Below are 24,614 nucleotides of genomic sequence, written 5' to 3'. Positions count from 1 at the left end.
GAACCGCACCGCAGGTGCCTCGACCCGGAGTGGCGCGTGGATCAGTAGGGGTGGGCGGTGGCGGTGAAGCGGGGCGCGAGCTGGTCGGCGAGGGGCCGGGGGAAGGACTGGTGGGCGGGATCGCCGTCGGCGGTGTAGCGGGCGGTGGGATTGGCGGCGAACCAGTCGAGCCAGTAGGTGGAGTCGAAGGGAACGGCTGTGCGACCGGACCGGATTCGAGGGAGGGCGTTCGGGTCGAGGGCGGCGTCGAAGGGGGAGGGCGCCGGGTTGGCGCCGACGAGGAGAACGGCCTCGAAGGTGTAAGGCGTGCCGTCCCAGGTCCCGGCGGTGGCGAGGGCTCGGTCGGCGGGATAGACGCCGAGGGGGAGGGCCATCGAACGGATGGCGGCGCCGGGGGCGGCGGTGGTGATGGCCCGGACGTTCTGGACCAGTTCGCGCTGAACGTCGGTGGGGGACAGGTGCGCCAGATTCGGGTGGGTGGCGGTGTGGGCGCCGATGTCGTAGCCGTGGCGGACCAGCCAGGGGAGGGCACGGGGGTCGTCGCCGAACGGCTCGTTGTTGACGTAGAAGGTGGCGGTGGCGGCGAAATCAGGGTGGCGGGAATGGAATTGCTCGAGCAGGCCCACCGCGCAGTCGGGGGTGGGGTCGCCGGAATCGGTGAGGGCGAGCTGGGTGCGGGTGGAGTCGTCGAAGGTCAGGACCACCGGGTGCGTTCCCGCGGGGAGGTCGATGGCGCCCGCCAGATACTGGGCGATGGTGATCGGCCGGTAGCCCTCGGCGTAGAGGCGGTCCAGCTCGGCGGTGAATTTCGTTGGCGTCTGGTCGTATTCGCTGCTGGGCTCGGCCTCGATGCGGTGGTACATGAGGATCGGGATCCGGCCCAGCTCATCGGCGGTCACCGAGGCCGGATCCGGGGGCGCGGTCGTCGGCGGTGGCGTGGTGACGGCCGTGGGGCGCGGCACGGTGGCGGTGGTTGCTCCGCATGCGGTGGCGGTCGTGCACAGCAGCGCCGCCGCGACCATCCGCAGCGTCGTCGACGCCTTCATCGCCGCAACGCTACGCGGCGACAACGGTTTTGAGGTGATCTCGGCGAAAAACGGCCCGCTCCTCGGTGCAGGCGCGATAGTGATGCCAACAGCTGTCAGTGGAAGTTGGTGTGTACGTTGCTCATGCGACTCCGGTCGATCCGCCGCCGGCGGTCCGCCCTGCTCGCGATCGGCGCGGTCGTGGTTCTGGTGCTCGCCGCGATGGTGTTCGTCTTCGGCCGCGGCCGCCCCTCGGCCGCCTCCGCCGAGACCCGGCCGCCCCGCCTGGAACTGGCCCCGACGGCCACCGCCACCTCCTACCGTGATCCGGTGACGGTGCGCGGCAAGGCGATCGGCGCCAAGCAGGTGACGGTGGGCGATCGGTCGGTCCAGCCGGCCGAGGACGGATCCTTCGAGCTTCAGCTGCCGCACGCCCCGCTCGACACCACCGTCGTGGCCACCGGCGCCTCGGGTGACCACGTCACCACCCCGCTGAAGGTGGACGTCACGCTGCCGCGCATCCGTGCCGTCCACGTCACTGCCTACGCCTGGGCCTACGACCCCATGCGGGATGCCGTGCTGGACATGGCGCGTGAGGGCGGCATCGACACCGTCGAACTCGATATCAAGGACGAGGACGGGATGGTCGGCTACGACTCGCAGGTGCCGCTGGCTCGCGAATCCGGCGCCGCCACCACGATCTACGACGCCGCCGCCGCACTGAAGCAGCTGCACGACATGGGCGTCAAGGTGGTCGGCCGTATCGTCGCCTTCCGCGATCCCACCCTGGCGTCCTGGGCCTGGCACAACGGCCACCCCGACTGGGTGATCCAGAACCCGGCTGGCCAGCCGTACTCCAGCGGCTACGGCGCGATCGCCTTCACCAACTTCGCCAGCCCCGAAATCCGTTCCTACAACCTGGATCTCGCGGTCGAGGCCGCCCGGCTGGGCTTCGACGGCATCATGTACGACTACATCCGCCGCCCCGACGGCAACCTCGAGAGCATGCAGTTCCCCGGCCTCGCCGAATCGCCGTCGGACTCCATCGCCGACTTTCTGCGCGACTGCCGCGAACCCGTCCACGACGCCGGAGCGTCGCTGAGCGCGGCCGTCTTCGGCATCGCCGCCACCCGCCCCGACGAGATCGCCCAGGACATCCCGGCCATGGCCCGCTACGCCGACTTCCTGGCCCCCATGCTCTACCCGAGCCACTGGCACGCCGGCGAATACGACGTCGCCAACCCGAACGCCCAGCCCTACGACATCATCGTCCGATCACTGCAGGACTTCCGTGCCCGCACCGCCGGCACCAACACCCAGATCATCCCGTGGCTCCAGGATTTCAGCCTCGGCGTGACCTACGGCGACGCCGAGGTGAAGGCCCAGATCGACGCCACCTACGCGGCGGGCTACGACGGGTTCTTCCTCTGGAACCCCGCCGTCAGCTATCACCCCGGGGCCCTCGCCGCCAATTGATCCGCCTCGCAACGCTTCTCGTTGGGTCGGCCCACCGGTCGCGTTCGGGTCAGGCGGTGGTGGGCCGGTCCGTGAGGCCCAGGCGCAGGTGTTCGCTGTGGTAGATGGCCTCGTCCAGTAGTTGCGCGACGTGGTTGTCGTAGAGGCTGTAGACGATGCTGCGACCGGTGCGCGCCCCCACGACGAGCCCGAGATTGCGCAGTAGCCGCAGTTGATGCGAGACCGCCGACTGTTCCATGCCGATCGACGCGGCCAGCTCGGTGACCGCGAGCGGGCCCTGCCGCAGCTCACTCAGGATCAGTAGCCGGCTCGGGGTGGCGAGCGCCTGCAGGGTGGTCGCGACATGGGCGGCGGCCTCGGCGTCCAGCCGTGCCGTCGGCCGATCGCGGCCCTCGACGCCATGTCCCATAACACAGGAGGGTACCTCGAGGAACTTCATACACATGAAGACATCTTCATGTGTTCTGGTATCGTGGCGGCGTTCGAAGGTCGCGATGGAGGTGGATTGTGGTCGTGGCGATGCCGACGCGGGTGTCCGCGCGGCCGGAAGTGGCGATCCGCCGCACCCGTCTGTTCGAGCTGGCCGAGATGCGTTGGGCCGCACTGGCCGTCGCGCTGTTCGCGCTCGGGCTCGCCGCCCAGCTGACCGCCGCCCCGGACTGGCTGTGGTGGGGGCTGTACCTGGCCTGCTACGCCGCGGGCGGCTGGGAGCCGGGACTGGCCGGGCTCCGGGCACTGCGCGAGAAAACCCTCGATGTCGACCTGCTCATGGTGGTGGCGGCCCTCGGCGCGGCCGCCATCGGGCAGATCACCGACGGGGCTCTGCTCATCGTCATCTTCGCGACCTCCGGGGCGCTGGAGGCGCTGGCCACCGCGCGCACCGAGGACTCGGTGCGCGGCCTGCTCGACTTCGCACCCGAGACCGCGACCCGCCTCACCGGCACCGGCGAGGAGACCGTGCGCGCCGCGGACCTGAGCATCGGCGATGTGGTCCTGGTGCGCCCCGGCGAGCGAATCGCCGCCGACGCCACCGTGATCGACGGCGGCAGCGAGGTCGATCAGGCCACCATCACCGGCGAACCGCTGCCCGTGGACAAGACCACCGGCGACGAGGTGTTCGCCGGAACCCTGAACGGCACCGGGGCGCTGCGGATCCGGGTGGATCGCCGAGCCTCGGACTCGGTGGTGGCGCGCATCGCCGCGCTGGTCGAACAGGCCGGGCACACCAAGGCGCGCACGCAGCTGTTCATCGAGAAGGTGGAGCAGCGGTACTCGCTCGGCATGGTCGCGGTGACCCTGGCGGTGTTCGCGATTCCCCTCGCCTTCGGCGACATGCTGCAGCGAGCCCTGTTGCGCGCCATGACCTTCATGATCGTGGCCTCCCCGTGCGCGGTGGTGCTGGCCACCATGCCGCCGCTGCTGGCCGCCATCGCCAATGCCGGGCGGCACGGCGTGCTGGTGAAGTCGGCCGTGGTCATGGAGCGGCTGGGGATGACCACGCGGGTCGCCTTCGACAAGACCGGCACCCTGACCCGGGGAACCCCGCACGTCGACGAGATCCACAGTGTCGATTCGGAATTCGGCGAGACCGAGGTGCTGCGGCTGGCGGCCGCCGCCGAACTCGACAGCGAGCACCCGCTGGCGGCGGCCATCGTGCGCGCGGCCCGCGCGGCCGGGCAGCAGCTGCCCGTCGTCCAAGGCTTCGTCGCCGCCCCCGGCCGCGGCGTCCGCGCCCGGATCGGCGAGCGCCTGATCGCGGTGGGTTCTCCGGCGGCAATGCTGGCCGGCTCCGGCCGGGCCGCGACGGACGCGGACCAGGCGGCCCGGACCGTCGTGAACGGATTGCAGGACAAGGGCTTCACCGCGGTAATCGTCACCTGCGATGGGCGCCCGATCGGAGTGCTGGCGATGACCGATCAACTCCGTCGCGAGGCCGCCACCGCGGTCGACCTCACGGCACAGGTGACAGGGGCCTCCCCGATTCTGCTGACCGGGGACAACAGTCGCGCCGCCCATCGCCTCGCCGCCCAGGTCGGGCTCATCGACGCCCGCGCCGAGCTGCTCCCGCACCAGAAGGTCGACGCCGTCCGGGCTCTGCAGTCCACCGGTGACCGCGTCGCGGTGGTCGGCGACGGCATCAATGACGCGCCCGCCCTCGCTGCCGCCGACACCGGAATCGCCATGGGCGGAGCAGGTTCCGACCTGACCCTGCAAACCGCCGACGCCGTGATCGTTCGCGACGACCTCACCGCCATCCCCGCCGTCATCGCCCTGTCCCGCCGCGCCCGCCGCGTCGTGGTCGCCAACCTGGCGATCGCCGCGACGTTCATTGCGGTCCTGGTGATCTGGGATCTGGCCGGCACCCTGCCCCTCCCGCTGGGCGTCGCCGGCCACGAAGGCTCGACGGTCATCGTCGGCCTCAACGGCCTGCGCCTGCTCCGTCGCGTGGTCTGGCAGCAGTCCGCGCCCTGCCGGTCCGGCACGTGACTGCCGGACCCGACGCGGAACACGGACTGATCGGGCCATAGACGGGATGACCGCGGCACGACTGAAATCGTTGATCAGCTGCTGCGCGCCGGTGTGGAGATCGCCGCCGCCGGTATCGATGATCGCCTTCCGGATGCGCGGCTGCACGTGTGCCACGACGGCCACCTGGGGCCGGCTGCCCGTGCGTGTCGACTGGCGCCGGAGGTGAGCCCATTCCTCCGGGTGTAAATTGATCACACGTCCGGGCTCTCGGGTGACACAGCCGGGAAGCCCGGTCGGCGTGCCCGTGACGCCGATGGTGTAGGAGGCTCGACCGTGGCCGGCATCGCCCTCGAATCCGACCGCCGACGCGAGGCATTGCGGACCAATCTGTGGTTCGTGCCGACGGTGGAGGTCCTGGCCGCGTGCGGATTGTTCGTGCTCACCTATCTGCTCGACAGGGCGGCCGACCGGGGCGCCTTCGCGGTTCCGAGCTGGGTCATCGGCGGCACGCCCGATACCGCGCGGCAGGTGCTGACGGCCATCGCGGCGGCCATCATGACCGTTGTGGGCGTGGTCTTCTCGATCACCATCCTGGCACTGACCCTGGCCTCCACCCAGTTCGGCCCGCGCATGCTGCGCACCTTCATCCGGGATCGGGGGACCCAGGTCACGCTGGGCACCTTCGTGGCGAGCTTCGTCTACGCGATCGCCACGCTGGTCTCGATCGGACCGGACTTCGTGCCGCACATCTCCACCACGGTGTCGATCGCGTCGCTGGTGCTGGATCTGGCGGTGCTGATCTACTTCATCAATCACATCGCCATGGCCATCCAGCTGCCGAATGTCATCGCCGAGATCGCGGGCGAGGTGGCGGCGGGCATCGAGGCCCAGCGCGTCGACATGTCGACGACCCCGCACCGCGGGCCGACCGCGGCGGAGTTGCTCGAGCGCATGGGGGACGAGGGCGGTGAGGTGCGGGTGACCGGGAGCGGCTATCTGCGCTACATCCGCTACGAGCAGCTGGTGCGGATCGCCACCGAGACCGATTCGGTGATCCATCTGCCGTATCGCCCCGGGCATTTCCTCACCGAGGGGCAAATCGTGGCCACCGTATGGCCCGCCTCCGCGGCCGCCCAGGTGGCGAAGAACTTCTCGCGCGGGCATGTGGCCGGACCGACGCGGTCGCTCACCCAGGACATCTCCTTCGGCATCGATCAGCTGGTCGAGATCGGGCTGCGCGCGCTGTCCGCGGCGGTGAACGACACGTTCACCGCGCTGACCTGTATCGATTGGCTGGGTGACTGCCTGTCGCGGATTGCGGAGACATGGGAGCCGAGTCCGGTCTACCGCGGCAAGGACGGGTATGTGCGGGTCATCGCCGCGCAGGCGAGTTACGAACGGCTGGTGCAGCGGTCATTCGAGAAGATCCGCCAGGCCGCACGGGGGGATGTCGCCGTCATGATCCGGCAGCTCGACGCGCTGGCCCAGATCGCGGACCGGACAACCGATCCCGCGCGGCGCGCGATCCTGCTCGAGCAGGCCGCGATGATCGAGCGATCGGCGCACGAAACGGTGCCCGAGGACGCGGACCTCCAGGATGTGCTGCGGCGGTACCGCGCGCTGGTGAAAGCGGCGGAGCTGAATACCTAGCGGTGGTCAACGCCAGAATTGCCAGCCGCGACGGGAATCCGCGTCTTGGGTAAGGGGTTTGGCCGCGGGAGGCAGGCTGTCCGAGAGGTCCAGCACCAGGAGGGGAGCGATGGCCTGGGGGAGATCGAGGCGGGTGCGGAGCCAGGGCCAAGCGCCGGCGAGGGTTTCGGTCAGGTCGGCTGGGGGGAGATCGAGGGCCGCTACCGCGTGCAGGAGGGTCGATGGGGGCATGTCCCACTGGCGGGCGCAGGCCGTGACCAGGGTGGGGAGCTGCTCGTCGGGGGTGAGGGCGAGGATGCGGCGCAGGGCCGGGACGGCGTCGGGGGCGCGGGAGCGGGAGACCAGGGTGGAGACGACGAATTCCAGGTCCGCGGTCAGTGCGGCGGCGAGGGTTTCGGTGGGGGAATCAGCTTCCAGCGGTTCGTCGGCGGGGGTGCGCAGGAGGGCGGAGAGTTCGGCGCGGGACCAGGTGGCGCGGTTCCTCGCCCATCCGAATGGCTTGCGGGGCGGGCGGAGTCCGTCTCGGTCCGCGGTGTCGGCAGGGCTCGGGGTGGCGAGGACGACCAGGGCCTCGATCGGTTCCGGAAGACCGAGGGTCTTGCGCAGCGTGCGCCACGCGGGACGGAGCGCGGTGACCAGTTCGGCCGGTTCGGAGCTGCTGAGGGTGAGGGCCTTCATCAGCGCCGCGGCATTGAGCGCGGGGTAACGGCCGGCCTCGGCGAGCAGCGCAGGGAGTTGGCCGGCGGGCGCGCAGGCCAGGATCTGTTCCAGCGCATAGCGATCGCGCCGGTCGGAGGAGACGTTCACGAGCAGCTGGGCGACGATGCCGAGGTTGGTGTGCATGGCCTGGCGGAGAATGCGGCTGCCGCCGGCGTGCGCGCCCGGGTCGTCGACCTCGGCGCTGAGGGCCTCGTACACCAGCGCCCGATCGCGTGAGTCGATCGCATGCTCGCGCAAGGCCCGGTGACGCAGCAGATGGGCGGCGATGCCGCGGCGATGCTCGACTTCGCCGGTGGCCCAGTCTTTCTGGAGGCGCGGCCACACCGAATCGGCGTCGGCGGAGGTCAGCGGCGCGTTTCCGGATTCCAGGCGGCACCAGGCGGAGGTGGCCAGCGCCTCGCTCAGATCGACGCCGAGTTGCCGGGCCACCTCCACGGTGCGGGTGCGGTCGCGGTCGTCGCTGAGGACGCGGTCGGTGAGCACCTGCTCGAAGGTGCGGCGGACGCTGGGGCGAAGGTCGAGCCGCGCCAATGCCTTCGTGACGCTGGGTCTTCCGATGGCGAGGCGAACGGCGCGCGCGGCCACGGCGTCGTCGCGGAGCCAGTCGGGGTTCAGCTCGGGATCGGTGATCACCTCGGCCAGGTGGTCGTCGTCGAGTTCGGCCGGACCGAGGGCGCGCAGATGACGTCGGTAGCACCAGTGACCGATTTCATCTGCGGTAGAAAGGGATTCGGGGAGTATGACGCCGGCGCGCCGATGGCCGATGATCTGCTGCCCGAGCAGGACGAACGGGTCCGATTCGTCGCCGGGATCGCCCGGCGTGACGATGCGGCGCGCTCCACCGGGCGGGGCGGCGCTGTCGCGGGTCACCGCGGTGATCGCGACGGAATCCGTGGACGGTGTGCTGGAGGTGCAGAAGGTCAAGTCCCGCAGGCTCTTCCGTGGCAGCAGGCCATAGAGTGCCCGCAACATGGCGATGGCGTCGGTCCCGCTCTCGACGTGCAGTTCGACGGCGGGGCCGCGCCCGGCCAGATGCGCGAGGGTGTATCCGAGCAGGGCGGGTACCCAGTCCAGCTCGAGAAAGGCATCGGCCGCGGCGGTGACGGCGGGACTGTGTTCCACGGAGTTCGGCAGTGGCGGCCACTGATCGGTGGGAAAGCCGGGATCGTCGAGCGAGGCACGGAAGTGGCCTGCGTCATAGAGGCTCAAAGCCGTTGCGCCGTCCAGTGTTCCGCGCCCGCCCGCGACGAGGTGCGTCACACAGGTACCGGGCCGATCGTTGGACGGCGTTTTCAGTGCCGCCACCGCCAGCCCCCGCACCACGGTGAACTCCAGCGCGAAGGCCTCCCGCGGCGCGGGCGAACCGTCCCAGGTTACCAGCGACCCGAGTTCCCGCGTGGTGGATCCCAGTGCGGCGGGCCAGTTTCCGGATCTGGCGACCACGCCGACCCCGGTCCCGGAGGACTCCAGCGTCACCATGGCCCAGCCGCACAGCAGCTGCGCGAACTCCGTCATCGGGCGGACCGTAGCCGGTCGATGCGGTCGAGCATGTGAATGACCGGGTCGACGGCCGCGAACGGCTTGAACACCGGATAGCTGTTGTCGGCGCGCTTGCCGCAGCCGACCGCCGAGACCGGGAAGTAGCGGTTCTGCGGGAAATGGATCGACAACGTGGCGTCGACGGCCGGAAACAGTTTGCGCACCAGGCTTCTGGTGGCGTCCGAGCGGTAGTCGATCTGGCCGGGCTGATACAGGTTGCCCGCACCATTGAGGCTGTACGGGGTGTCGGCCCAGTCCGGCGGCGGCGCGACCAGACCCACCTCGGGCAGGTTGATCAGCGACAGCAGATCCGATTTGGCGATGATGGTCGAGGCGTGCAGCCGCGGCGGCTCGATGGGCAGATCCAGCGGGTAACTGTTGGCGGTGCGCCACAGCTTCGCGATCTGGTCGATCATCATCTTGGTGCGGCCCACGGTCTGGGAGTGCTCGACATTGTTGCTGAGGCTCTCCTCGTTCGCCGGTCCCGCGTGCTCGCGCATGATGGCCAGGTACTGCTTGTTCAGGGTGGACGGCACCACGAACCACAGGAAGTCGGCGATGGCCAGGTGCGGGCTCACCTTGGCCGCGATCTCGGCGTCGGCGACATCCTCGCCCGCGACGTCCACGAAGGCGAGATTCACTGTGCGCCTGGTGGACAGCGACGTGAACTTGATGAGGATCGGGGTGCGGACCTGCCAGCCGCTCCAGGCGTGGGTCTGGGTCTGCTGCGGCGTCATCGGGGGTCGCGGCGGGCGCGGTGGCTGGGGTGCGCCCAGCGGCCCGATGCCGTTCTCCTGCCGCTGCTGCGCGCCGGCATAGCCGCGCTTCTGTGTGTAGCCGATGGCCTGCCGGTTGATCAGTGTGTTCTCCAGCGCGGCCAGCATTTTCGTCGAGCGGCGGGACGGCACAATGGACCATTCGCGGGCCAGGATCGGGTCGTTCATGACCGAATAGATCATGGACACGATGAGATGCGTCTTGGACGAGGCGGATTCGCCGACGAAGCCGATCACGGTGGTCGGATGGGCGAGGATCTCCTCGTCGATCTCGCAGCCGTTGGGGCAGCGCCGGTCCAGTTGCCGCGAATAGTCACCGACGCGGGAGGCGAAGCCGCCGTTGGACTGGCGCAGCACCCAGATCCAGGAGCGGCGGGCGGTGTCGAACTTGAACTCCGCCAGGCAGTTCAGGCAGACGATTCTCACGGGCACCCCATCAGAGCACGGTGTAGGTCAGCCACAGCAGCGTGACCAGGAAGAGGGCCGCGCCGACACCCGACGCCACCCGCAGCCAGTGCCAGGCGCGGGATCCCGCGTATACGTACTGCTGCCAGGCCAGACCGGACTGTCGGTTGTTCATCGCAGATCCTCAGAACAGGTGGGCGATGGTCAGGATCACCCAGGCCAGCAGTACGAAGACCAGCCAGCCCAGCACGATTCCGGCGGCGGCCGCACCCAGCAGCACGCCGCCGATGTAGCGGGGATCGTCGCGGGTGAGCCCCTCCAGGACGCGCTGGCGGAACTCCAGGGCCGGGCGGACGAAGATGCCCCACAGGCCGGTCGCCGGCATCTCGACGCCGTGCCGCTCCTCCGGCGGCCGCACCGGCGGGCCCGGAGTGAGCACGCTGGTCTGCGCGCGCACCGGCACGGTGACCGGCTCCGGCCTGGGGCCCTTGACGATTCGGGTCGCATTGCGGGTCTCGGAATGGACGGCGTCACGGAAGAAGTGCTGGAACTCGGCCGCGGACTGGAAACGCTTGGACGGATCCGGCGACAGCGCCTGATCCAGCACCGATTTCAGCCGGCCGGGCAGGGGCGCGGGCGCGAACACCGTCTCCAGTACCTCGTCGCACACCACCGCGAACGAGTACACGTCACTGAGATGGGTGAACCGGCCGTGTTCGAGATACTCGGGCGCGGAATAGTTCTGAGTGCCCACCACCTGGTTCGCGCGAGTGAGCCGCAGCATGTTCTCCCGCATCTCGATGGCGATACCGAAATCGGCCAACTTCGCCGAGCCGTCGCGGCAGATCATGATGTTCTCGGGTTTGATATCGCGGTGCACCACCTGCTTGGAGTGCGCGTACACCAGCCCGCTGAGCGCGTCGGTGAGAATTCGGGCCAGCGCCGCCAGCGACCAGTTCTCCTGGTCCCGCATGAACTGCCGCAGGTTCTCCCCGTGAATGAACTCCATCACCAGAAACGGTGAGCGGGAGCCATTCTCGGCGAACACCCCCGAATCGTGCAGCATCACGATATTGGTGCAGTTCATCTGCGCCGCGATCCGCGCCTCCCGCTCGAACCGCTGCCACGCGACCTGCTCCTCCTGCGCCCGCACCGCGACACTGCCCGCATCGAGCACCTTGACCGCAACCTGCCTGCGCAGCTGGAGATCCCAGCCGTCCCAGACCTCGGCCATACCCCCCTTGCCGACCAGCTCCCGCAGCTCGTACCGGCCATTGATCAGCCTCACCGGCGTCCGACCTTCCCCGCGGCGCGGCCCGCCTTCCCCGCGAACCACCCCGGACGACAACGAATCACCGCCCACTGTACGCGCGCCGACCCATCCCCTGCCCACCCATATTTCCAGCCGATTTGCGTTGCAGGGGGTGTCCTGGTGTACCTTCTCCCAGTCGCCAGGGAAACCTCGCGGCAACCATCCGGGGCTATGGCGCAGCTGGTAGCGCACCACACTGGCAGTGTGGGGGTCAGGGGTTCGAGTCCCCTTAGCTCCACCAATCGTGTCATTGCACGAACCGACTCCATTGGGGCTGGTACCGCGGAAGCGGTACCAGCCCCAATGTCGTTTTTGGGTTGGGGGATGCGGAAGGTGGGGACCAAGCGGTCGGGGCCGGTGATGGCGACCTGGGCGACGAGGGTCTCGATCAGCGCCTTGGCCTGGGTACGGGAGCCATTGGTGATGATGTCGGCAATATGGTCGGCAATGCCGTCGAGCGTTGCGGGTTTCGGCGCGGTGGGTTCGTTCGCCAGCGCGGCGGTGAGTTCGTCGCGCCGGGTGATGAGTTGGCCTGTCTTGGCGCGCAATTCGCTGAGCCTTCCGGCGAGGAGCTCGGGGTCGAGGGTGCCGTTTTCGAAGGCGTTCAGGTACCGGTCGATCGCCTGCTGAGCTTTGGCGAGCTCGGCGGTGACGGCGTCCCGTTCGATGCGGGTGTCACTACTGGAATCGCGGTGGCATCGCTGCTGGGCCGTGATGGCTTGGCTGATCAGATCGTGCCGGGTGCGGTAGAACTTGCCCAAGGCCTCCAGAACGGCCGCGTCGACTGAGTCGGCGTCGAGTCGGGTGAAGTCGCACTTGTCGCTGTCGTAGCGGGCACGGTTGAAGCAGGTGTAATAGCGATAGGAACGGGAACGTCCGGTCGCGCGGGTGCCGATCATGGCCCGCCCGCAGCGTGGGCAGCGCAGGCGTCCGGTGAGCAGGTAGTCCGAGGAGTTAGCGGCGCGGTGAGCGTGGGATTCCCCGCGTGCTTCGAGGACCGCCTGGGCGCGGTCGAAGGTGTCGGCTTCGATGATGGCGGGGTGAGTATCGGTGACGGTGGTGTCGCGGAAGGTCAACTCACCGAGATAAATTCGGCTGTTGAGGATCCGCAGTACATGGTGGCCGGACCATTCACGGCCGGTGCTGGCACGGTGCCCACGGGCATTCAGCTCCGCGGCGACGGCACGGGCACCGAGACGGCGGCAGGCGTAGAGGTCGAAGATCATGCGCACGACCACGGCTTCGGCCTCGTCAACGACGAGGGTTTGGGTAGCTCTGTCGACCCCGTATCCGTAGGGCCGTTTGCCGCCCTTCCATTTACCTTTGGCGGCTTTGCGTTCCATGCCTGCGATGACGCGGTCGATGATGGTGTCGCGTTCGAATTGGGCGAACATGCCCAGCATCTGCACCAGCATGCGCCCCATCGGTGTGGAGGTATCGAATGGTTCTGTGGCGGAGCGGAACACGACTTTGGCTCGGTCGAGTTCGTCGAGCAAGGTGACCAGGTCACGCAGGTTGCGGGAGAAGCGATCGACCCGGTAGACCACCAGCACGTCGATGAGCCCGGCACGTGCGGCCTGCAACGCGCGTTGCAAGCCGGGCCGCTCGGTGCTTGCGCCGGAGGCGTCGTCGGTGAAGGACGTCGTGTGTCGCCAGCCGGGTTGGGAATTGATGTAGGAGTCCAGGCGGGCGTCCTGGGCTTCGATGGAGTAGGGCTGGTTGTCTTCGGTGGTGGAGCGGCGGGTGTAGGTACCTACTCGCACGTCCTGTTCCCATGCGGCAGTGTTGTTGGGGATACGCGATAGGATTTCTTGGTGCCTGCCATGCTGCCGGTCCTTCCCATCGATACACGTTTCTCGAAAAGGTGGATATCTGAAACAACCTGTGACGGCACGGAATTCGGGTACGGGATTCGGTCCGGTATGTCGCCGGTCCTATTGTCCCTCGATCGGTTTTCGAATGTATTGGTGTGGCGGCTATTTCGGTCGTGGCGTTTCATGCGGCATTCCATTCGCCGTTGTCGGGGTGGTGACGGTGGATCCATGCGGTGAGAAGGCCAGCGAGGAGGGTGACGGCATGGTCGTGTTGGGTGGCGGTGACGGGTTCGGTGTCGACTCGGTCGATGTGCCAGCGTTGGTGAGCGCGGTTACGAGCAGATGGCCCGGCGGGTTCTGTACCTGTCGGGGAGCGTTTTCCGGGTTCGGGACGTTCCATCGGGGCTCCTGTGAGATGTTCGGCGTTTGGCGTGGCGTCACCCTGTACTGGCAGGAGAACCCGCGTTTATCCGCGTATGAGACCGGAATTGATGCAATTCCGTGTTCCGCGGTCAAGGTTCGGCATCAATCACGGGGTCCGCTGGGTTCCGGCATATGGGGTGTCGCGCCTGTTAACTGCCAAGGAGGGGCCCGATTTCGACATTTCGTGCGAAAAGGTTCGATAACGATCGGTGTCGCCACAGCCGAGCGCCCCAGGGGCGATTGCCTTACCTGGGGCGCTCTGAACGGGTTCATGGGAGCAGTGACGCCTACCGCCGGTTGATCAGGCCGGTCTGGTCTTGACCGTCGTCATCGGCGTTTACGGGCACATTCCACATGTCGTGGCTGTTGCCGTTCGGGCCGGGTTTCAAGGACTTCATCGGCGGTTCACCTCCCCCCAGCAGCTGCGGGTTTCGGGGGGCTTTGGGGAGCGTCGTCTGTTGGGATGGTGTACCTGGTTTCGGTGTCCGCGCAGATCACGTCGGCGATCTTTACCAGGGCAGGGAGGTCGTCGGGTTCGAAATGGTCGGCGCTTGGGGCGATCACCTCGTTGACGCATTCGGCGAAGGCGAGATTCATCAGGCGATTGATCACCGCGCCGGGGCGCTTCGGGTCGCCGAAGTAGACCAGGACCACCGACCACCCGCGCTTCTCCGCGAGCGTGTGAATGCGTGCCTCGTCCTGCTGCCACTGTTCGCCAGAGACGTCGGGGCGGAGGAATCCGATCACGTAGTTGGTCATGGTCAGGTCCCGGCGTATTCGCGATATACGGGGCGGGTGATCGCGAGGCGACCCCGATTGGTGCAGCGCCAGCGCGCTGGTCCTTGCAGGGTGCCCATCGCGAGCCCGGTGCGGGACAGTCGCAGCAATGCCCGGTGGATCGAGGTTTCGGGCAGCCTGGTCGCGCGGCAGAGTTGTCGCACGGTCAGCGCTTCGGTCGGGTCCAGGTTCGACAGTGCGCCAAGCACTTTCGCCTCGGGTTCCGTGAACGCCATCGTTCACCGCCCTCGACTGATCGGGACGTAACTGCGTGGCGGTTCGGCGGCCAGTCGTGCCTGGATGTCAGCGACGGTCAGCCGCGTCGCGGGACCGTCACTGCCAGCAAGAAGGCGGCCGGTTGCGGCGACGAAGATCACTAGCGAGACGAGCGTGATGGCAAGAAGGATGTCCATGTCCGGCAGCTCCCGGTACTCGATGGTCGTTGCAGCGCACCCGATGCCGGGGGTATCGCGTGTTAACAGGCCACCCGGCATTGGTGGGGCTGACTGCCAGTCCACTGCACAGGGGGCGGTCATCGGTAGGCGCGCGGGCTGGGCGGGTGTGTGCACAGGGGGTGTGCGCAATCGCCGATTGATAGCGGTTCGGTGTCACCGGTGCCACACTGCGATGCATGGGACGCCGTGCGAAACAACCGAATCGGCAGTTCGAGGAGCTGGTCGAAGAGGCCGGCGGGGTACGCAAGGCCCTCGCCCGCCGCGTCGTCGACCGGGGCCGCGGTCTCGGGCTGAAGCTCAGCTACGACCACACTTCGATCGGGCGCTGGCTCTCGGGAGAGCAGCCCAGCCACCGGTGCCGCAGCTGATCGCGGACACGCTGACCGAATTACTCGGGCGCACAATCACACCGGCCATGTGCGGCATGTCCAACCCCGGGATGCGGCCGCGGATCTCGGCCTGGAGTTCTCACTCAGTCTCTCCGGCGCTGTCGACGCCTCGACCGCGTTGTGGCGCAGCGACATCGAGCACCGACGATTTCTGCAGGACACCTCTTACGCGGTTGCCGTGTACCCGGCCGCCTCCATGCGGTGGCTGACACTGCCCGGCCCCGAACACCCCGTATCGATCGGCTCGTCGCGACGTGTCGGGCAGATCGACGTCGACGCGGTCCAATCCATGGCGGCGGCGTTCCGGGATCTCGACAACAAGGTCGGTGGCGGCAAGGTCCGTTCGACGATCGTGCAGTACCTGCACAGCTCGGTCGCGCCGCTGCTGCGCGGCAGCTTCAACGAACACATTGGACGCCAATTGTTCGGCTCCACAGCCGAACTCGTCCGCCTGGCCGGGTGGGCCGCCTACGACCAGGAAGACCATGGCCTGGCCCAGCGGTACCTGATCCAAGCCCTCCGACTCGCCCGGGCCGCCAGCGACGGCGCGCTCAGCGCGGAAATCATGGCCGCCATGAGCCACCAGGCCACCTACGTCGGTCGGCCCGGAGATGCCATCGACTTGGCCCGCGCCGCCCAGATCGCCGCGCGCACCGCTGGTCTGGCCGCCCTCGAATCCGAATGCCACATGGTCGAAGCCCACGGCCACGCCGCCCGCCAAGACGAAACATCCTGCACCACAGCACTCAAGGCCGCCGAACGCGCATACGACCGCGCCCGACCCGGTGAACAACCGGTATGGCTGGCGTACTTCGACCAGTCCTACATGTCCGCGAAAACAGCCCATTGCTTCCGCGAACTTGGCGACCACACGCGCACAGCGCAATTCGCACAAAGATCATTGACAATGTCGGCGGGCTACCAACGCGGACGCGCATTCAACCTGAGCCTGCTCGCCTCAGCCCTGACCGTCACCGACCCACGGGAGGCCGTGCGGGTCGGACTCGGCGCGCTCGATATCGCCGTCGATCTCGCGTCCCGCCGGAGCCTGTCCTACCTGCGAGACCTGCGCTACCGATTGCGGCCGTTCAACGACCTGACCGAGGTCGCCGAATTTCGCCAGCAGATCCTCGAACTCACTCGGCGAGGCTGAGCGCCCGATAGATCGCCACCACCGTCGCCGCACCCACGATCTCACCCCGATCGATCATCGCCGCCGCCTCGGCCAGCGGGATCCACCGCACGTCCTCGGCCTCGTTGATGTCGGGTGCGGTATCAGTCAGATCCGCGCCCCGAGCGAGATAGATCTCCTGAGGCTGATCCAATGTGCCGATCGAGGGCTGATAGGTCACCAGATGCTCCATCGCGCGCGGCCGCCACCCGGTCTCCTCCTCCACCTCCCGCGCCGCCGCCACCGCGACATCCTCGGCATGGTCGACATAGCCACCCGGTAGTTCCCACACCCATTGATCGATGATGAACCGGTGCCGGTACATCAACAGCACCTCGCGATTCTCGTTGAGTACCAACGTCATCGCGCACCGCGGCATCCGCGCTACGTACTGAGTGAACCGAACACCGTCCGGTAGTTCGACGTCCACGGTCGAGAGCCGAATATGCCGATTCTCATCGACCAGCCGCTCCCCGAGGATGTTCCACTGCGTCGCACGCTTCACGCCCCAGACCCTACGCGGTCAACGGTTTGGCTGGGCTCTGCCCTCGACCGCTTTCGCGCGTTGCTGCCCCGCCCGACGACTCACGATCGCACCCTCTACGGCTACCTCTTCGAGGTCGGTGTCCAGCACGATCGTGGTCTTACCGGGGAGAGTATGAATTTCGATCGTTCTGACCGTCGTGGAGCGAGTCTTGTTCCCACGCTGGACAAGTACCGTGTCGCCAACATGCAGCGGCTCACCTTCGACGACTCCCGTGATGAACAGCCACCCGGGACGGCTCGATAGACGATCGACCCTCTCCACGAGCATTCGCGACTCGACGTTCGCCTGCGCGCCGGTCAGCTGCGGCCAGTCGTGCCAGCACTGGCAGTCAACAGCGCAACAGTGCATCCAGCCGCCGCATACCGCATCCGGTTTCCACAGCATGTGCTCGGAAATCGGATGCGGGCACTGATCACAGGACTCTGGCGGAGTCCACTCAGGGCTGGGCTCGCTCATGAACAGAATCATGAACGATCGATAGCATCCCCCATGTCGCGACACTTCGCGCTGCACTCGTCAAACCGGTACGTCCGGACAGGATCACTTTGGCCGGTTCGAACAGCGGTCAGTGCGGCATCACCGGATGTTCAGACGTCGGTGTCTATGGCTCCAGCGTCGTGGACGAGAAGATCACCGGGAGCAATCTCGTCTTCTCGGAGTTCGGGAATGATAAGGCCAAGTGGTGCAGGCTGCTCCGGGTCTCGTCCGGTTTGACGGACCCCCGCGATTGCCCGGCAGATCGCTGTCGGGCCTTGTCTGCCGTCGGCCTTGATCAGGGTGAGTGGATCCCCGGTCGAGATCGTTCCTGATTCGATCGTTCCGATGACCGTTGTGCCGCGGCCGGTGATGGTGAAGACGCTCTCGACATGGAACCGAAACTGCTTCCTATCCGTATTTCCGCTGGCCATGGACCGATCATCAACCCACTTCGCCGCCACTGGCCGTCGGCACTCCGAAGCGCTGGAGGCGGCATGCGCATGCATCGCCGGCCCTGGCCGACGACAACCGGCGCATCGGCACCCGCACAGTCACCATCAAGGGACCATTTCACGGCGGAAATACCTCTGAGCACGATGGGTCGTAGACCCGTGCCGCTAACGAATACCGTTGCAGCGGTACTGCTTCGGTCAATCCGCTAGAGCATAGTTCGACCACTCGACAGTGCCGTCGGGGAATTTCAACTCCCAGGCTTCGAAACCGGTGAAGTTGAACACCTCCAGCCTTAATTCACCTTCGAAGATGAACCTCAAGTCCGCCGTGGTCTGGTCCATCTCAGCGGCCAGCAGCCCTTGGCCGACAAGCTCGTCACGCAGAACGGCCAACGCGTCGATCGGCGCGGGCAAACCGTACCGGAGACCATGATCGAAGATGCTCCGCACCGGTCTGGCCTTTTTCGTCAACCGCCAGTACCCGGTCAACAGACGCGTCCCGTCACTAAACTCGATCACGGTGTCGAACACGGGGGCCACGCCGGTTGAGTCCGGCTCGTACTCGATGAGGGCCTCCACCCTCTCGCACTTCACCCCACGCCACTCGGCAACACGATCCGAGAAACGCGTCATCGACGACCCCACCGAGCGTGCGCCCGAGCGCCTGCTGCACTGTCGGCTGCCATACCAGTCAGTATGCGGCAGCCCACTTCAGCCGACCGCCAACCGACACCGCATCACCACGCGGAAATTCAGCAGGGCACCGCGCTGGGATTCGTCAAGGAGGCCAGCGCGGCCTGGCCCGTCCGAACGACCTTGTAAGCGGCAAAATGAGTGCGTTTGGCACCGGTCAGCGCGCAGACGACCAGCCAGCGGTTAGCAGGGACCCATATCCGCGTTCGGTTCCCTGCTGGGCCAGCACATCGAGCGCGGCGAGTACACGAGGGTTGGCAAACCGGAGCCAAGCGAAGGCGGCGATGGCGAGTATTCCGGCCACAAGCATGCCGAAACCGCTGCCCTCGTAGCCCTTGCCCCCGTCAGCCAAGCCAAAGAGCACGGGCAGGCCCAAGACGAAGGACGCAACTCCCACGATGACCCAGGAGAGCGCGAGCCCGGAGCGGCGATTGGTACGTTCATCGATGATCAAGCGGTTCCAGCGAATAGCTTCATCCGCTGAGGTCAGCACCGGTAATTGCCGAGCCCGTATTACGTCATAGAACTCGCGCATCTGCTCACGGCCGCCGTAACGTCTCCGCTCCGTCGCAATGGCAATCGGGAAGGTCGGAGTACTTATCGCTGCGAGGAGAACCGCGAAGTAGCCGAACCCAACCGCCGCTGCGAAACCCCACAGCGCCGCGTACGCGACAAGCACGATCACCCACAACGGAGCAAAACGCAGTCCTCGCAGTTGCTCCACCAACAGACCCAGCGGTCTGACGCCCATCCGTCGATGATAGCCAACTCTTAACTACATAGGCGTCTGTAAGATGTCGCGCTCTTGCGTTCACAAGGTCCTGCATTCGGTAGTAGTGAACGTCCGGGACGGCTCAATTCGCCACGGCCATTTGATCTTCCGCCGCGCCATGTTGGCCGCTTCGGTCGGCGCGGCATGCGGCAGATTACAGTAGTGCGTTTCGCAGATCGTAATCTGAGCTCTCAACTCGCACAGCGGCATCCAGATCCGGCCGACATGTCGTCGAACTCGCGTCGAGCTGTCACGCGACTAGATTCGACCACGTGGAGATTGTCACCGAATCAGCCCCGTACCCGATGCCTTGTATCAGCTGCGGCTCACTGACCGAGTCCACACTCACTGAGGCGCTGGTAGGCGAAGGCCACCGGTGGGATATCGACGGACGCTGCCGATATGTGGCGCGGTCTGGGAGGACTGCGGCTATCCGAAACCGCTCGCGGGCTTTCGTGATGCCATTTTGGCCGCGAACAGAACTACCGTCCTCGAACTTGGCTCGGTCAATGTGCCTACAGCCACGCTGATGCAAGCATTACGCCTGACTGGGGCCCCTGCCGCTGGTGCAGGCCAAGGCGTTGGCTGAGAGGCTACGCGCGACCGGCCTCGTAGGCACACGTGTTGAGATGGAGATCATCGAGCGCCAGCTCCGCGTAATGGGCGTGCACGCGAAACTTCAACCTGGTCGGCCATAGCCACCGGAGCCCGCGCATGCGATCGCGTTGGAATCGCCAAATCTGTGCGTTAGGTTGGGCGCCGCGACCGTCTCGAATCGAGCGATCAGCGGTATCATGGTGCGGCGTCCGTGCTGGAGGTCGGGCTTGCTGGCAAAAGTTCAGTATTCGGATCGTCACTCTTCATTCGAGCCGACCTGCGGGCTGACGGCCTTTCCGATCTCGGGGCCGCTACGCTCCGCGGACTCGGAGCTCTCGGGCCCGACTTGAGTATCGAATGAGCAGCCGCAGAACCAGTGTTCGATCTCGTCGACTTCGGACCAGCCCGTGGGCTCGGCCATGCGTATCCGGTCGCGCGTCACCAGCACCTTGGTAATCCCACCGCACTCGTGGAACAGGATCAGCTCGACATGGTGCCGCCATGACGGAGTTTCGTTCAACACCCGCTGCAGGTCCAGGAAGAGCGGATCGTCCTTGGAACCGTAGAACTTGCGCTCAAAGCGACTTGCGATCGGCAGGCGAGGCGACCCGTCCCCGCCGTTGCCGAAGTGCAGCTCAGGATGGGCCTCGACAAACCATAACGGCAACGCAAACGCCAGATCCTCAGAGATCACCACAGTTCTGAAGCTCACACCGACCCTCGTATCGTCTCGTTCGTGCGCAGTGTCCCCGCAGAGGTTGGGTCTATCTTGCAACTAACGGCATTCAATGAGGTTCAATGACACCGCTGTCGCAAGGCTGACGGCAAAGGCTCGTTGAACGCGATATTCGGTGCGCGTTCAGCGCTGGCCGGGTAAGTCAGCTGGTTTAGCACGTGCGAATGCGTTGGAGTCAGTCAGGGCTTCTCCTCATCTTGATCCGCTGACAACACGGCCAGTCTCTCTCTGATGAGGTCGGCAAGCGACAGACCGTCAGCGCTTGCAACCGGGAACGTGAAGGCAGTCTGGATGGTCATCATCCCGTCTTTTATTGCCGAACTGCGAGACCTCGACAAGTCGTTTCCGACCGCGACTAAGGACCTCACGATCGGTATCCACTCCGCTTCATCTTTCGGTCGAAGCGCGATGCTCTGCACAACATCTCCGATGGACTCCGCGTTTGGAGTCGGACCCTCATCACGCCAGATTCTCGCGACGTATTCGATATCTCTATCAAAGGCTTCAGTCTCCATTACCGTTGGCGTGAGCAGAGGTCGAAAGTTCACCGTGCCTGCCATTGGCTCAAGCTCTAGGAGCATATGCTCACCGGTGCTACGCAATCCAACGATCGACCTATAAGGAAGGTCTTGTCCGAGTCGTTCGGTCGCCAGCAGCAGCAGGTGACATACGTCGACGAAGTCTTGTACCCGATCGAGATCCGGCACCATGTACTCATGTTCCATGACATTGCGCTCCACGTTGAGCTTTCGGAACACATTGAGCGCAATGAGTCCAACGTCATCCATCAATCGCAATTTATCGGGAAATGAACGCCGCTTGCCCTGCGCGAGCAAGCCGTAGCTTTGCAAGACAGTATCGATCATCAGATGCAGTGATCTCTTCGCGTTTCCCATTGCGTTGATGAGTCCATGTGTTGTACCCATCTCAAGATCAGACTTCGCGAAGCGCAGATATTCCTCAGCAGTGACGGCGGAAGTTACCGGCACGCCACTGCACTGGTTCATGATGCTGATGTACGTGAAGGGTCCGCTCTCCAGGAAAATCGTTACCGCCACGGTCCTATCGAACCACCGCGCCAGCTCCAACGGAACCGAATAATCTCAAAGCATACTCAGACCGATCGGTTTCCGATCGGTGCCGACTCTTTCGAGGTTCTGCACATGCAGACACTTGAACCGGCACCGGACTGGTACACCGGCAGACGACGAGACGATCGATAGCAGGGCGAAGGTGAAAGACGCCGGGGCCGCGATCAGTGCCACCCCTTAGCCACACCTGTTCGGCATGCCCAACTCGACTGCTGAGCGGACACAGCGACGGCCCCGAGATGCCCCGGAGCCGGTTGATCTTCGGGTAGGTCGCGCTGGCAGCCGCGTACCGCGCTGGATGCGACATTATTGCGCGTTCGGAACCGGTGCCGACGTCTGGTGGATTCTCAAGTGAGCGCGGAGTGAGCTCATCGGGAATCATCTGGACCATGACAGATCCGGCACCTGCGCAGACCCTTCCCCCGTGCGAGGTGACTTGATCAAGTCCGGTCGCCGATGCTCACTGAACTGGCCAGCACCCGGTCTCGTGGCCGCACCAGGATTCCTTCGAGGGCAGGGCCGCGGCCGCGGTGTCCGATTCAGTAACCGGTGTACTGACCGGTGACCTGTAGCTGGCGCAGCGCGCCGATAGCGTATTCGCGCCGGTTGCTCATCGACAGATCGTTGTCGTCGATCGCGATGTTTGATGGTTGGGGCAGATTCAGAGTGCGCCACTGGTCGGAGTCGATCAGCCGCCCGAAGAGCGTGGATTCGAACCGGCTGAGGTAGCGCTGCCGGTGGCCTCCGTTGCCTGAGGGATCCAGGCGGGTGCTGATGCTGACGAAACGTGCTGCCACGTCGAGGATGTCGCAGACGCCGGAGTTCTGCAGCTCGCCGACCCGGGTGCGCAGGTCGCCCCACAGTTGGTCGTCGAGGTAGTGCGCGACGCCGAGCACACTGGCGTGCGGTGCCTGCTCATCGTTCGGTATGTCGGTCGTGAGATCTCGCACGCATAGCTCGAACACTTCGCGGCGAACCGCGGTGGTGGCCACAAGGACCGAGGCCACTGGCACCCCCGACACTGCGGTAGGGACCGCGAGCACATCGAGGGTCGTGGCCAGCCCGAATCGAGCGCGGTAGTCGTCGATCAACGCCGCAGCATCGGCGGGGCCGAGTTCGGTGATCGCGTGGGCGAGCAGCGCATGGATCACCGTGCCCCACCTAGTGAAATACAGGTCGGCGTGGTCGACCGGCACCGCTTCGGTCAACGCCGTCGCGGCCTGAGCAGCTTGGGCCGGTGGCGCGCCAGCGATGGCGTCGAGGTTAGACAGCAGTTTGTCTCGCAGCAGGCGGCGACGGTTCTCGTCTGGCAGCCACTCGGTCAGCACTGTCGGCAGTCGGCCGGTGCGGGCGAGCTCGGCCAAGGCCGAGTGGGCCCGGTGGTCTTCGATGTCGTCGACGGGGACCCGGAACGCGAAATACCGGTCGAAGTAGCCACCGTTGTGGGCGCGCAACGAGGTGGCCCGCGCGCGGGGCGGCATCACCGTGTCCGGTCCTATCGGCAGTGCGGGGAAGACGGTGGCCAACAGCCGGTAGATGGTGCGTGCTTCCCGGTCCCCCACAGCGAAGCCCGTCACGTCCTCGATGCGCTGATACCAGTCCGAGCTCACGCCGCCGAGCCGCGCGGCAGTCTGCGGGGACCGGGTCAGCTCGCTGCGCCAGTGCGGCAGCATCGCATACAACGCGCGGTGTTCCAGCCGCAGGTACGTCAGCACGAACGCGTCGAGCAGGTCGATCTCGCGCGATCCGACCAGTGTCAGCAGCACATCGACCTGGCTGCACAGTCGCTTGAGACTACGCAAAGTGACCGTGTCGGTCGGCAACGTGTCCAGCAGGATCTCGCACACCGTCGCAGCCTCCTGCGCGGTGTCGATGCCGGGCCGCGCAGCGCTGAGGTCGTGAATGTCCACCAGCTCGCGGATCTCGCGTTGCAGTTCGGCGCTCAGATGCTGGTGCTGGATCGGGGGCAGCACAAACGGATACTGGACGATCTTTTCCAGATACCGGCCGGCGCGCCGCGGATTGTGGCGGGCCAGATCGGTATCGACTAGGACGTCGAGCACCGTCTGCTCGTCGTAGGACAGCAGGTAGTGCACGCGGTCGAAGCGTCCCAGCAGCCGCACCGCTTTCATCACCGCCAGCAGCTCGTCGGCGTGCAGCCGGTCCACGTCATCGACGACGACCAGCACGTTCCGGCCCGCCGCCAAGATCGCCTGTGACGCCGCCTCGAAGCGCTGCGAAAACGGGTCGGTGACCGGCGCGGGCAGGTGGCCGACCTGCTCGGCGAGCTTGTCGCTACCCGCCGTGAGGATCTTTGCGGTCGCGCCGTCACCGAAGTGCCTGTCGAATAGTGCCGCCACGCCTGCCTTGCCCACCGCGACCGCCACCGGGACCGCGGCCCTCAGTGCCTTGCGGGCGTGATGGCCGGCTTCGGTGTCGGGCATGGCCGAGGCGACCGCGGCGTAGAACTCCTCGGTCAACTCCGCCACGCTCGACGCCGACCATGGGGTGAACGACACCACCGACCACTGGTCGCCGTGCTCGGTGGACAGCACCTCGCTGATCATGTTGAGTACCGACGACTTGCCGCTGCCCCAAGGCCCCGCCAACCCGAACACGACACTGCGGTCCGCGCCGGCCCTGCTGATGCGCTCAGCGATCCGGCGCACGAACGGGGCCCGCTGCAGCCGATCCTCGGCGATCGACACGATTTCGGCATCGGTGTTGAGATGTTCCCCGCTCACCCCATAGATCATGCCAGTCCCGTCACCAATAGCGTTGATCCGCAACCGCGTTGGCGTCGGCAAGCCGAATGCGGCGCCCGGGCGCTGCGGTCTATTTGTGGAAG

At 66.2% G+C, this 24,614-nt stretch carries 22 protein-coding genes, 1 tRNA gene and 2 pseudogenes; 7 read left to right on the top strand and 18 right to left on the bottom strand.

Translation table 11 applies throughout. The annotated features are described in order from the left end of the window. Positions 1 to 41: 41 nt before the first annotated feature. Complete coding sequence (locus ON33_RS21180) at positions 42 to 1,046, bottom strand: polysaccharide deacetylase family protein (RefSeq protein WP_040860757.1); 1,005 nt, start codon at positions 1,044 to 1,046, stop codon at positions 42 to 44. Between the two features lie 123 nt (positions 1,047 to 1,169). Here ON33_RS21180 and ON33_RS21175 point away from each other — a divergent pair, with 123 nt between their 5' ends. Next, on the top strand, positions 1,170 to 2,501 hold the full coding sequence (locus ON33_RS21175) for a putative glycoside hydrolase (protein WP_051152580.1): 1,332 nt from the start codon (positions 1,170 to 1,172) through the stop codon (positions 2,499 to 2,501). A 49-nt stretch (positions 2,502 to 2,550) separates the two neighbouring features. Here ON33_RS21175 and ON33_RS21170 read toward each other — a convergent pair whose 3' ends face one another. After that, on the bottom strand, positions 2,551 to 2,910 hold the full coding sequence (locus tag ON33_RS21170) for an ArsR/SmtB family transcription factor (protein WP_040860756.1): 360 nt from the start codon (positions 2,908 to 2,910) through the stop codon (positions 2,551 to 2,553). 110 nt (positions 2,911 to 3,020) lie between these two features. On the opposite strand from ON33_RS21170, the gene ON33_RS21165 reads away from it, so the two are divergent. Next, the gene (locus tag ON33_RS21165) at positions 3,021 to 4,988 is read left to right on the top strand and encodes a heavy metal translocating P-type ATPase (protein WP_040860930.1); all 1,968 of its coding nucleotides are present in this window, start codon (positions 3,021 to 3,023) and stop codon (positions 4,986 to 4,988) included. A 315-nt stretch (positions 4,989 to 5,303) separates the two neighbouring features. Continuing rightward, positions 5,304 to 6,620: a DUF2254 domain-containing protein gene (locus tag ON33_RS21160; RefSeq protein ID WP_051152579.1), complete on the top strand. Its 1,317-nt coding sequence runs from the start codon at positions 5,304 to 5,306 to the stop codon at positions 6,618 to 6,620. Positions 6,621 to 6,626: 6 nt separating this feature from the next. Here ON33_RS21160 and ON33_RS21155 read toward each other — a convergent pair whose 3' ends face one another. Genes ON33_RS21155 through ON33_RS38395 form a run of 4 tightly spaced genes read right to left on the bottom strand, consistent with a single transcriptional unit; the run spans position 6,627 to position 11,348 of the window. Then, positions 6,627 to 8,855 (bottom strand): hypothetical protein, encoded by a 2,229-nt coding sequence (locus ON33_RS21155; protein WP_040860755.1) that lies wholly within the window; start codon positions 8,853 to 8,855, stop codon positions 6,627 to 6,629. Next, positions 8,852 to 10,087, bottom strand: coding sequence for a hypothetical protein (locus ON33_RS21150; RefSeq protein ID WP_040860754.1), 1,236 nt, complete (start codon positions 10,085 to 10,087; stop codon positions 8,852 to 8,854). The genes ON33_RS21155 and ON33_RS21150 overlap by 4 nt, the downstream gene beginning before the upstream one ends. Before the next feature lie 4 nt (positions 10,088 to 10,091). Then, positions 10,092 to 10,235, bottom strand: coding sequence for a hypothetical protein (locus ON33_RS41445; protein WP_157184648.1), 144 nt, complete (start codon positions 10,233 to 10,235; stop codon positions 10,092 to 10,094). 9 nt (positions 10,236 to 10,244) lie between these two features. Continuing rightward, entirely contained in the window at positions 10,245 to 11,348 is a 1,104-nt protein-coding gene (locus tag ON33_RS38395; protein ID WP_051152578.1) for a serine/threonine-protein kinase, read from the bottom strand. A gap of 189 nt (positions 11,349 to 11,537) precedes the next feature. Between ON33_RS38395 and ON33_RS21140 the strand changes: the two genes are divergently transcribed. Next, positions 11,538 to 11,613 (top strand) — tRNA-Ala (locus ON33_RS21140). 76 nt (positions 11,614 to 11,689) lie between these two features. After that, a complete protein-coding gene (locus tag ON33_RS42815; RefSeq protein ID WP_040860753.1) occupies positions 11,690 to 12,160 on the top strand; it encodes a hypothetical protein in 471 nt (156 codons plus the stop codon). 30 nt (positions 12,161 to 12,190) lie between these two features. Here the strand turns inward: ON33_RS42815 and ON33_RS44450 are convergent. From ON33_RS44450 to ON33_RS41440, 4 genes and pseudogenes are all read right to left on the bottom strand, one after another. Further along, positions 12,191 to 13,135: pseudogene (locus ON33_RS44450) on the bottom strand (recombinase family protein); the annotation flags it as partial. A gap of 879 nt (positions 13,136 to 14,014) precedes the next feature. Beyond that, positions 14,015 to 14,368: a type 1 periplasmic-binding domain-containing protein gene (locus ON33_RS21125; protein WP_040860751.1), complete on the bottom strand. Its 354-nt coding sequence runs from the start codon at positions 14,366 to 14,368 to the stop codon at positions 14,015 to 14,017. Between the two features lie 2 nt (positions 14,369 to 14,370). Further along, positions 14,371 to 14,622 (bottom strand): helix-turn-helix domain-containing protein, encoded by a 252-nt coding sequence (locus tag ON33_RS21120; RefSeq protein WP_040860750.1) that lies wholly within the window; start codon positions 14,620 to 14,622, stop codon positions 14,371 to 14,373. A 3-nt stretch (positions 14,623 to 14,625) separates the two neighbouring features. Continuing rightward, positions 14,626 to 14,799: a hypothetical protein gene (locus ON33_RS41440; RefSeq protein ID WP_157184647.1), complete on the bottom strand. Its 174-nt coding sequence runs from the start codon at positions 14,797 to 14,799 to the stop codon at positions 14,626 to 14,628. A 218-nt stretch (positions 14,800 to 15,017) separates the two neighbouring features. Between ON33_RS41440 and ON33_RS42525 the strand changes: the two are divergent. Next, positions 15,018 to 15,208, top strand: a pseudogene (locus ON33_RS42525) (hypothetical protein); the annotation flags it as partial. Positions 15,209 to 15,258: 50 nt separating this feature from the next. After that, positions 15,259 to 16,383 carry an NsdA family TPR-like regulatory protein gene (locus ON33_RS21105; protein WP_218001482.1) on the top strand — a complete coding sequence of 375 codons (1,125 nt, stop codon included), beginning with the start codon at positions 15,259 to 15,261 and terminating at the stop codon, positions 16,381 to 16,383. On the opposite strand, the gene ON33_RS21100 is transcribed toward ON33_RS21105, so the two are convergent. The 8 genes from ON33_RS21100 to ON33_RS21065 form a co-directional block, all read right to left on the bottom strand. Then, positions 16,367 to 16,906 carry an NUDIX hydrolase gene (locus tag ON33_RS21100; RefSeq protein WP_040860747.1) on the bottom strand — a complete coding sequence of 180 codons (540 nt, stop codon included), beginning with the start codon at positions 16,904 to 16,906 and terminating at the stop codon, positions 16,367 to 16,369. The genes ON33_RS21105 and ON33_RS21100 overlap by 17 nt on opposite strands. An 18-nt stretch (positions 16,907 to 16,924) precedes the next feature. Then, the gene (locus ON33_RS42520) at positions 16,925 to 17,416 is read right to left on the bottom strand and encodes a hypothetical protein (RefSeq protein WP_051152577.1); all 492 of its coding nucleotides are present in this window, start codon (positions 17,414 to 17,416) and stop codon (positions 16,925 to 16,927) included. 119 nt (positions 17,417 to 17,535) lie between these two features. After that, the gene (locus tag ON33_RS21090; RefSeq protein WP_157184646.1) at positions 17,536 to 17,856 is read right to left on the bottom strand and encodes a hypothetical protein; all 321 of its coding nucleotides are present in this window, start codon (positions 17,854 to 17,856) and stop codon (positions 17,536 to 17,538) included. A 219-nt stretch (positions 17,857 to 18,075) separates the two neighbouring features. Beyond that, a complete protein-coding gene (locus ON33_RS21085) occupies positions 18,076 to 18,510 on the bottom strand; it encodes a CIA30 family protein (RefSeq protein WP_157184645.1) in 435 nt (144 codons plus the stop codon). A gap of 217 nt (positions 18,511 to 18,727) precedes the next feature. After that, positions 18,728 to 19,321, bottom strand: a complete 594-nt coding sequence (locus tag ON33_RS21080; protein ID WP_040860744.1) for a hypothetical protein — start codon at positions 19,319 to 19,321, stop codon at positions 18,728 to 18,730. Positions 19,322 to 20,195: 874 nt separating this feature from the next. Beyond that, on the bottom strand, positions 20,196 to 20,636 hold the full coding sequence (locus ON33_RS21075) for a hypothetical protein (protein WP_157184644.1): 441 nt from the start codon (positions 20,634 to 20,636) through the stop codon (positions 20,196 to 20,198). Positions 20,637 to 20,854: 218 nt separating this feature from the next. Then, the gene (locus ON33_RS38385) at positions 20,855 to 21,733 is read right to left on the bottom strand and encodes a hypothetical protein (protein ID WP_157184643.1); all 879 of its coding nucleotides are present in this window, start codon (positions 21,731 to 21,733) and stop codon (positions 20,855 to 20,857) included. A gap of 572 nt (positions 21,734 to 22,305) precedes the next feature. Then, positions 22,306 to 24,522 carry a KAP family P-loop NTPase fold protein gene (locus ON33_RS21065; RefSeq protein ID WP_040860742.1) on the bottom strand — a complete coding sequence of 739 codons (2,217 nt, stop codon included), beginning with the start codon at positions 24,520 to 24,522 and terminating at the stop codon, positions 22,306 to 22,308. Positions 24,523 to 24,614: the final 92 nt, after the last annotated feature.

It is taken from the genome of Nocardia niigatensis NBRC 100131 (genome assembly GCF_000308655.1).
Classification (GTDB): Bacteria; Actinomycetota; Actinomycetes; order Mycobacteriales; family Mycobacteriaceae; genus Nocardia; species Nocardia niigatensis.
This window is presented reverse-complemented; position numbering and strand designations above follow the sequence as displayed.

What these genes read in the sequence shown, in the direction of transcription:
- ON33_RS21165 (WP_040860930.1), top strand. Translation starts at nt 3,021, where the DNA reads ATGCCGACGCGGGTGTCCGCGCGGCCGGAAGTGGCGATCCGCCGCACC.
- ON33_RS21170 (WP_040860756.1), bottom strand. Translation starts at nt 2,910, where the DNA reads ATGGGACATGGCGTCGAGGGCCGCGATCGGCCGACGGCACGGCTGGAC.
- ON33_RS41440 (WP_157184647.1), bottom strand. Translation starts at nt 14,799, where the DNA reads ATGGACATCCTTCTTGCCATCACGCTCGTCTCGCTAGTGATCTTCGTC.
- ON33_RS21175 (WP_051152580.1), top strand. Translation starts at nt 1,170, where the DNA reads ATGCGACTCCGGTCGATCCGCCGCCGGCGGTCCGCCCTGCTCGCGATC.
- ON33_RS21090 (WP_157184646.1), bottom strand. Translation starts at nt 17,856, where the DNA reads ATGGCCAGCGGAAATACGGATAGGAAGCAGTTTCGGTTCCATGTCGAG.
- ON33_RS21065 (WP_040860742.1), bottom strand. Translation starts at nt 24,522, where the DNA reads ATGATCTATGGGGTGAGCGGGGAACATCTCAACACCGATGCCGAAATC.
- ON33_RS41445 (WP_157184648.1), bottom strand. Translation starts at nt 10,235, where the DNA reads ATGAACAACCGACAGTCCGGTCTGGCCTGGCAGCAGTACGTATACGCG.
- ON33_RS21085 (WP_157184645.1), bottom strand. Translation starts at nt 18,510, where the DNA reads ATGACGCGTTTCTCGGATCGTGTTGCCGAGTGGCGTGGGGTGAAGTGC.
- ON33_RS21125 (WP_040860751.1), bottom strand. Translation starts at nt 14,368, where the DNA reads ATGACCAACTACGTGATCGGATTCCTCCGCCCCGACGTCTCTGGCGAA.
- ON33_RS21120 (WP_040860750.1), bottom strand. Translation starts at nt 14,622, where the DNA reads ATGGCGTTCACGGAACCCGAGGCGAAAGTGCTTGGCGCACTGTCGAAC.
- ON33_RS42520 (WP_051152577.1), bottom strand. Translation starts at nt 17,416, where the DNA reads ATGATTCTGTTCATGAGCGAGCCCAGCCCTGAGTGGACTCCGCCAGAG.
- ON33_RS21180 (WP_040860757.1), bottom strand. Translation starts at nt 1,046, where the DNA reads ATGAAGGCGTCGACGACGCTGCGGATGGTCGCGGCGGCGCTGCTGTGC.
- ON33_RS21080 (WP_040860744.1), bottom strand. Translation starts at nt 19,321, where the DNA reads ATGGGCGTCAGACCGCTGGGTCTGTTGGTGGAGCAACTGCGAGGACTG.
- ON33_RS21155 (WP_040860755.1), bottom strand. Translation starts at nt 8,855, where the DNA reads ATGACGGAGTTCGCGCAGCTGCTGTGCGGCTGGGCCATGGTGACGCTG.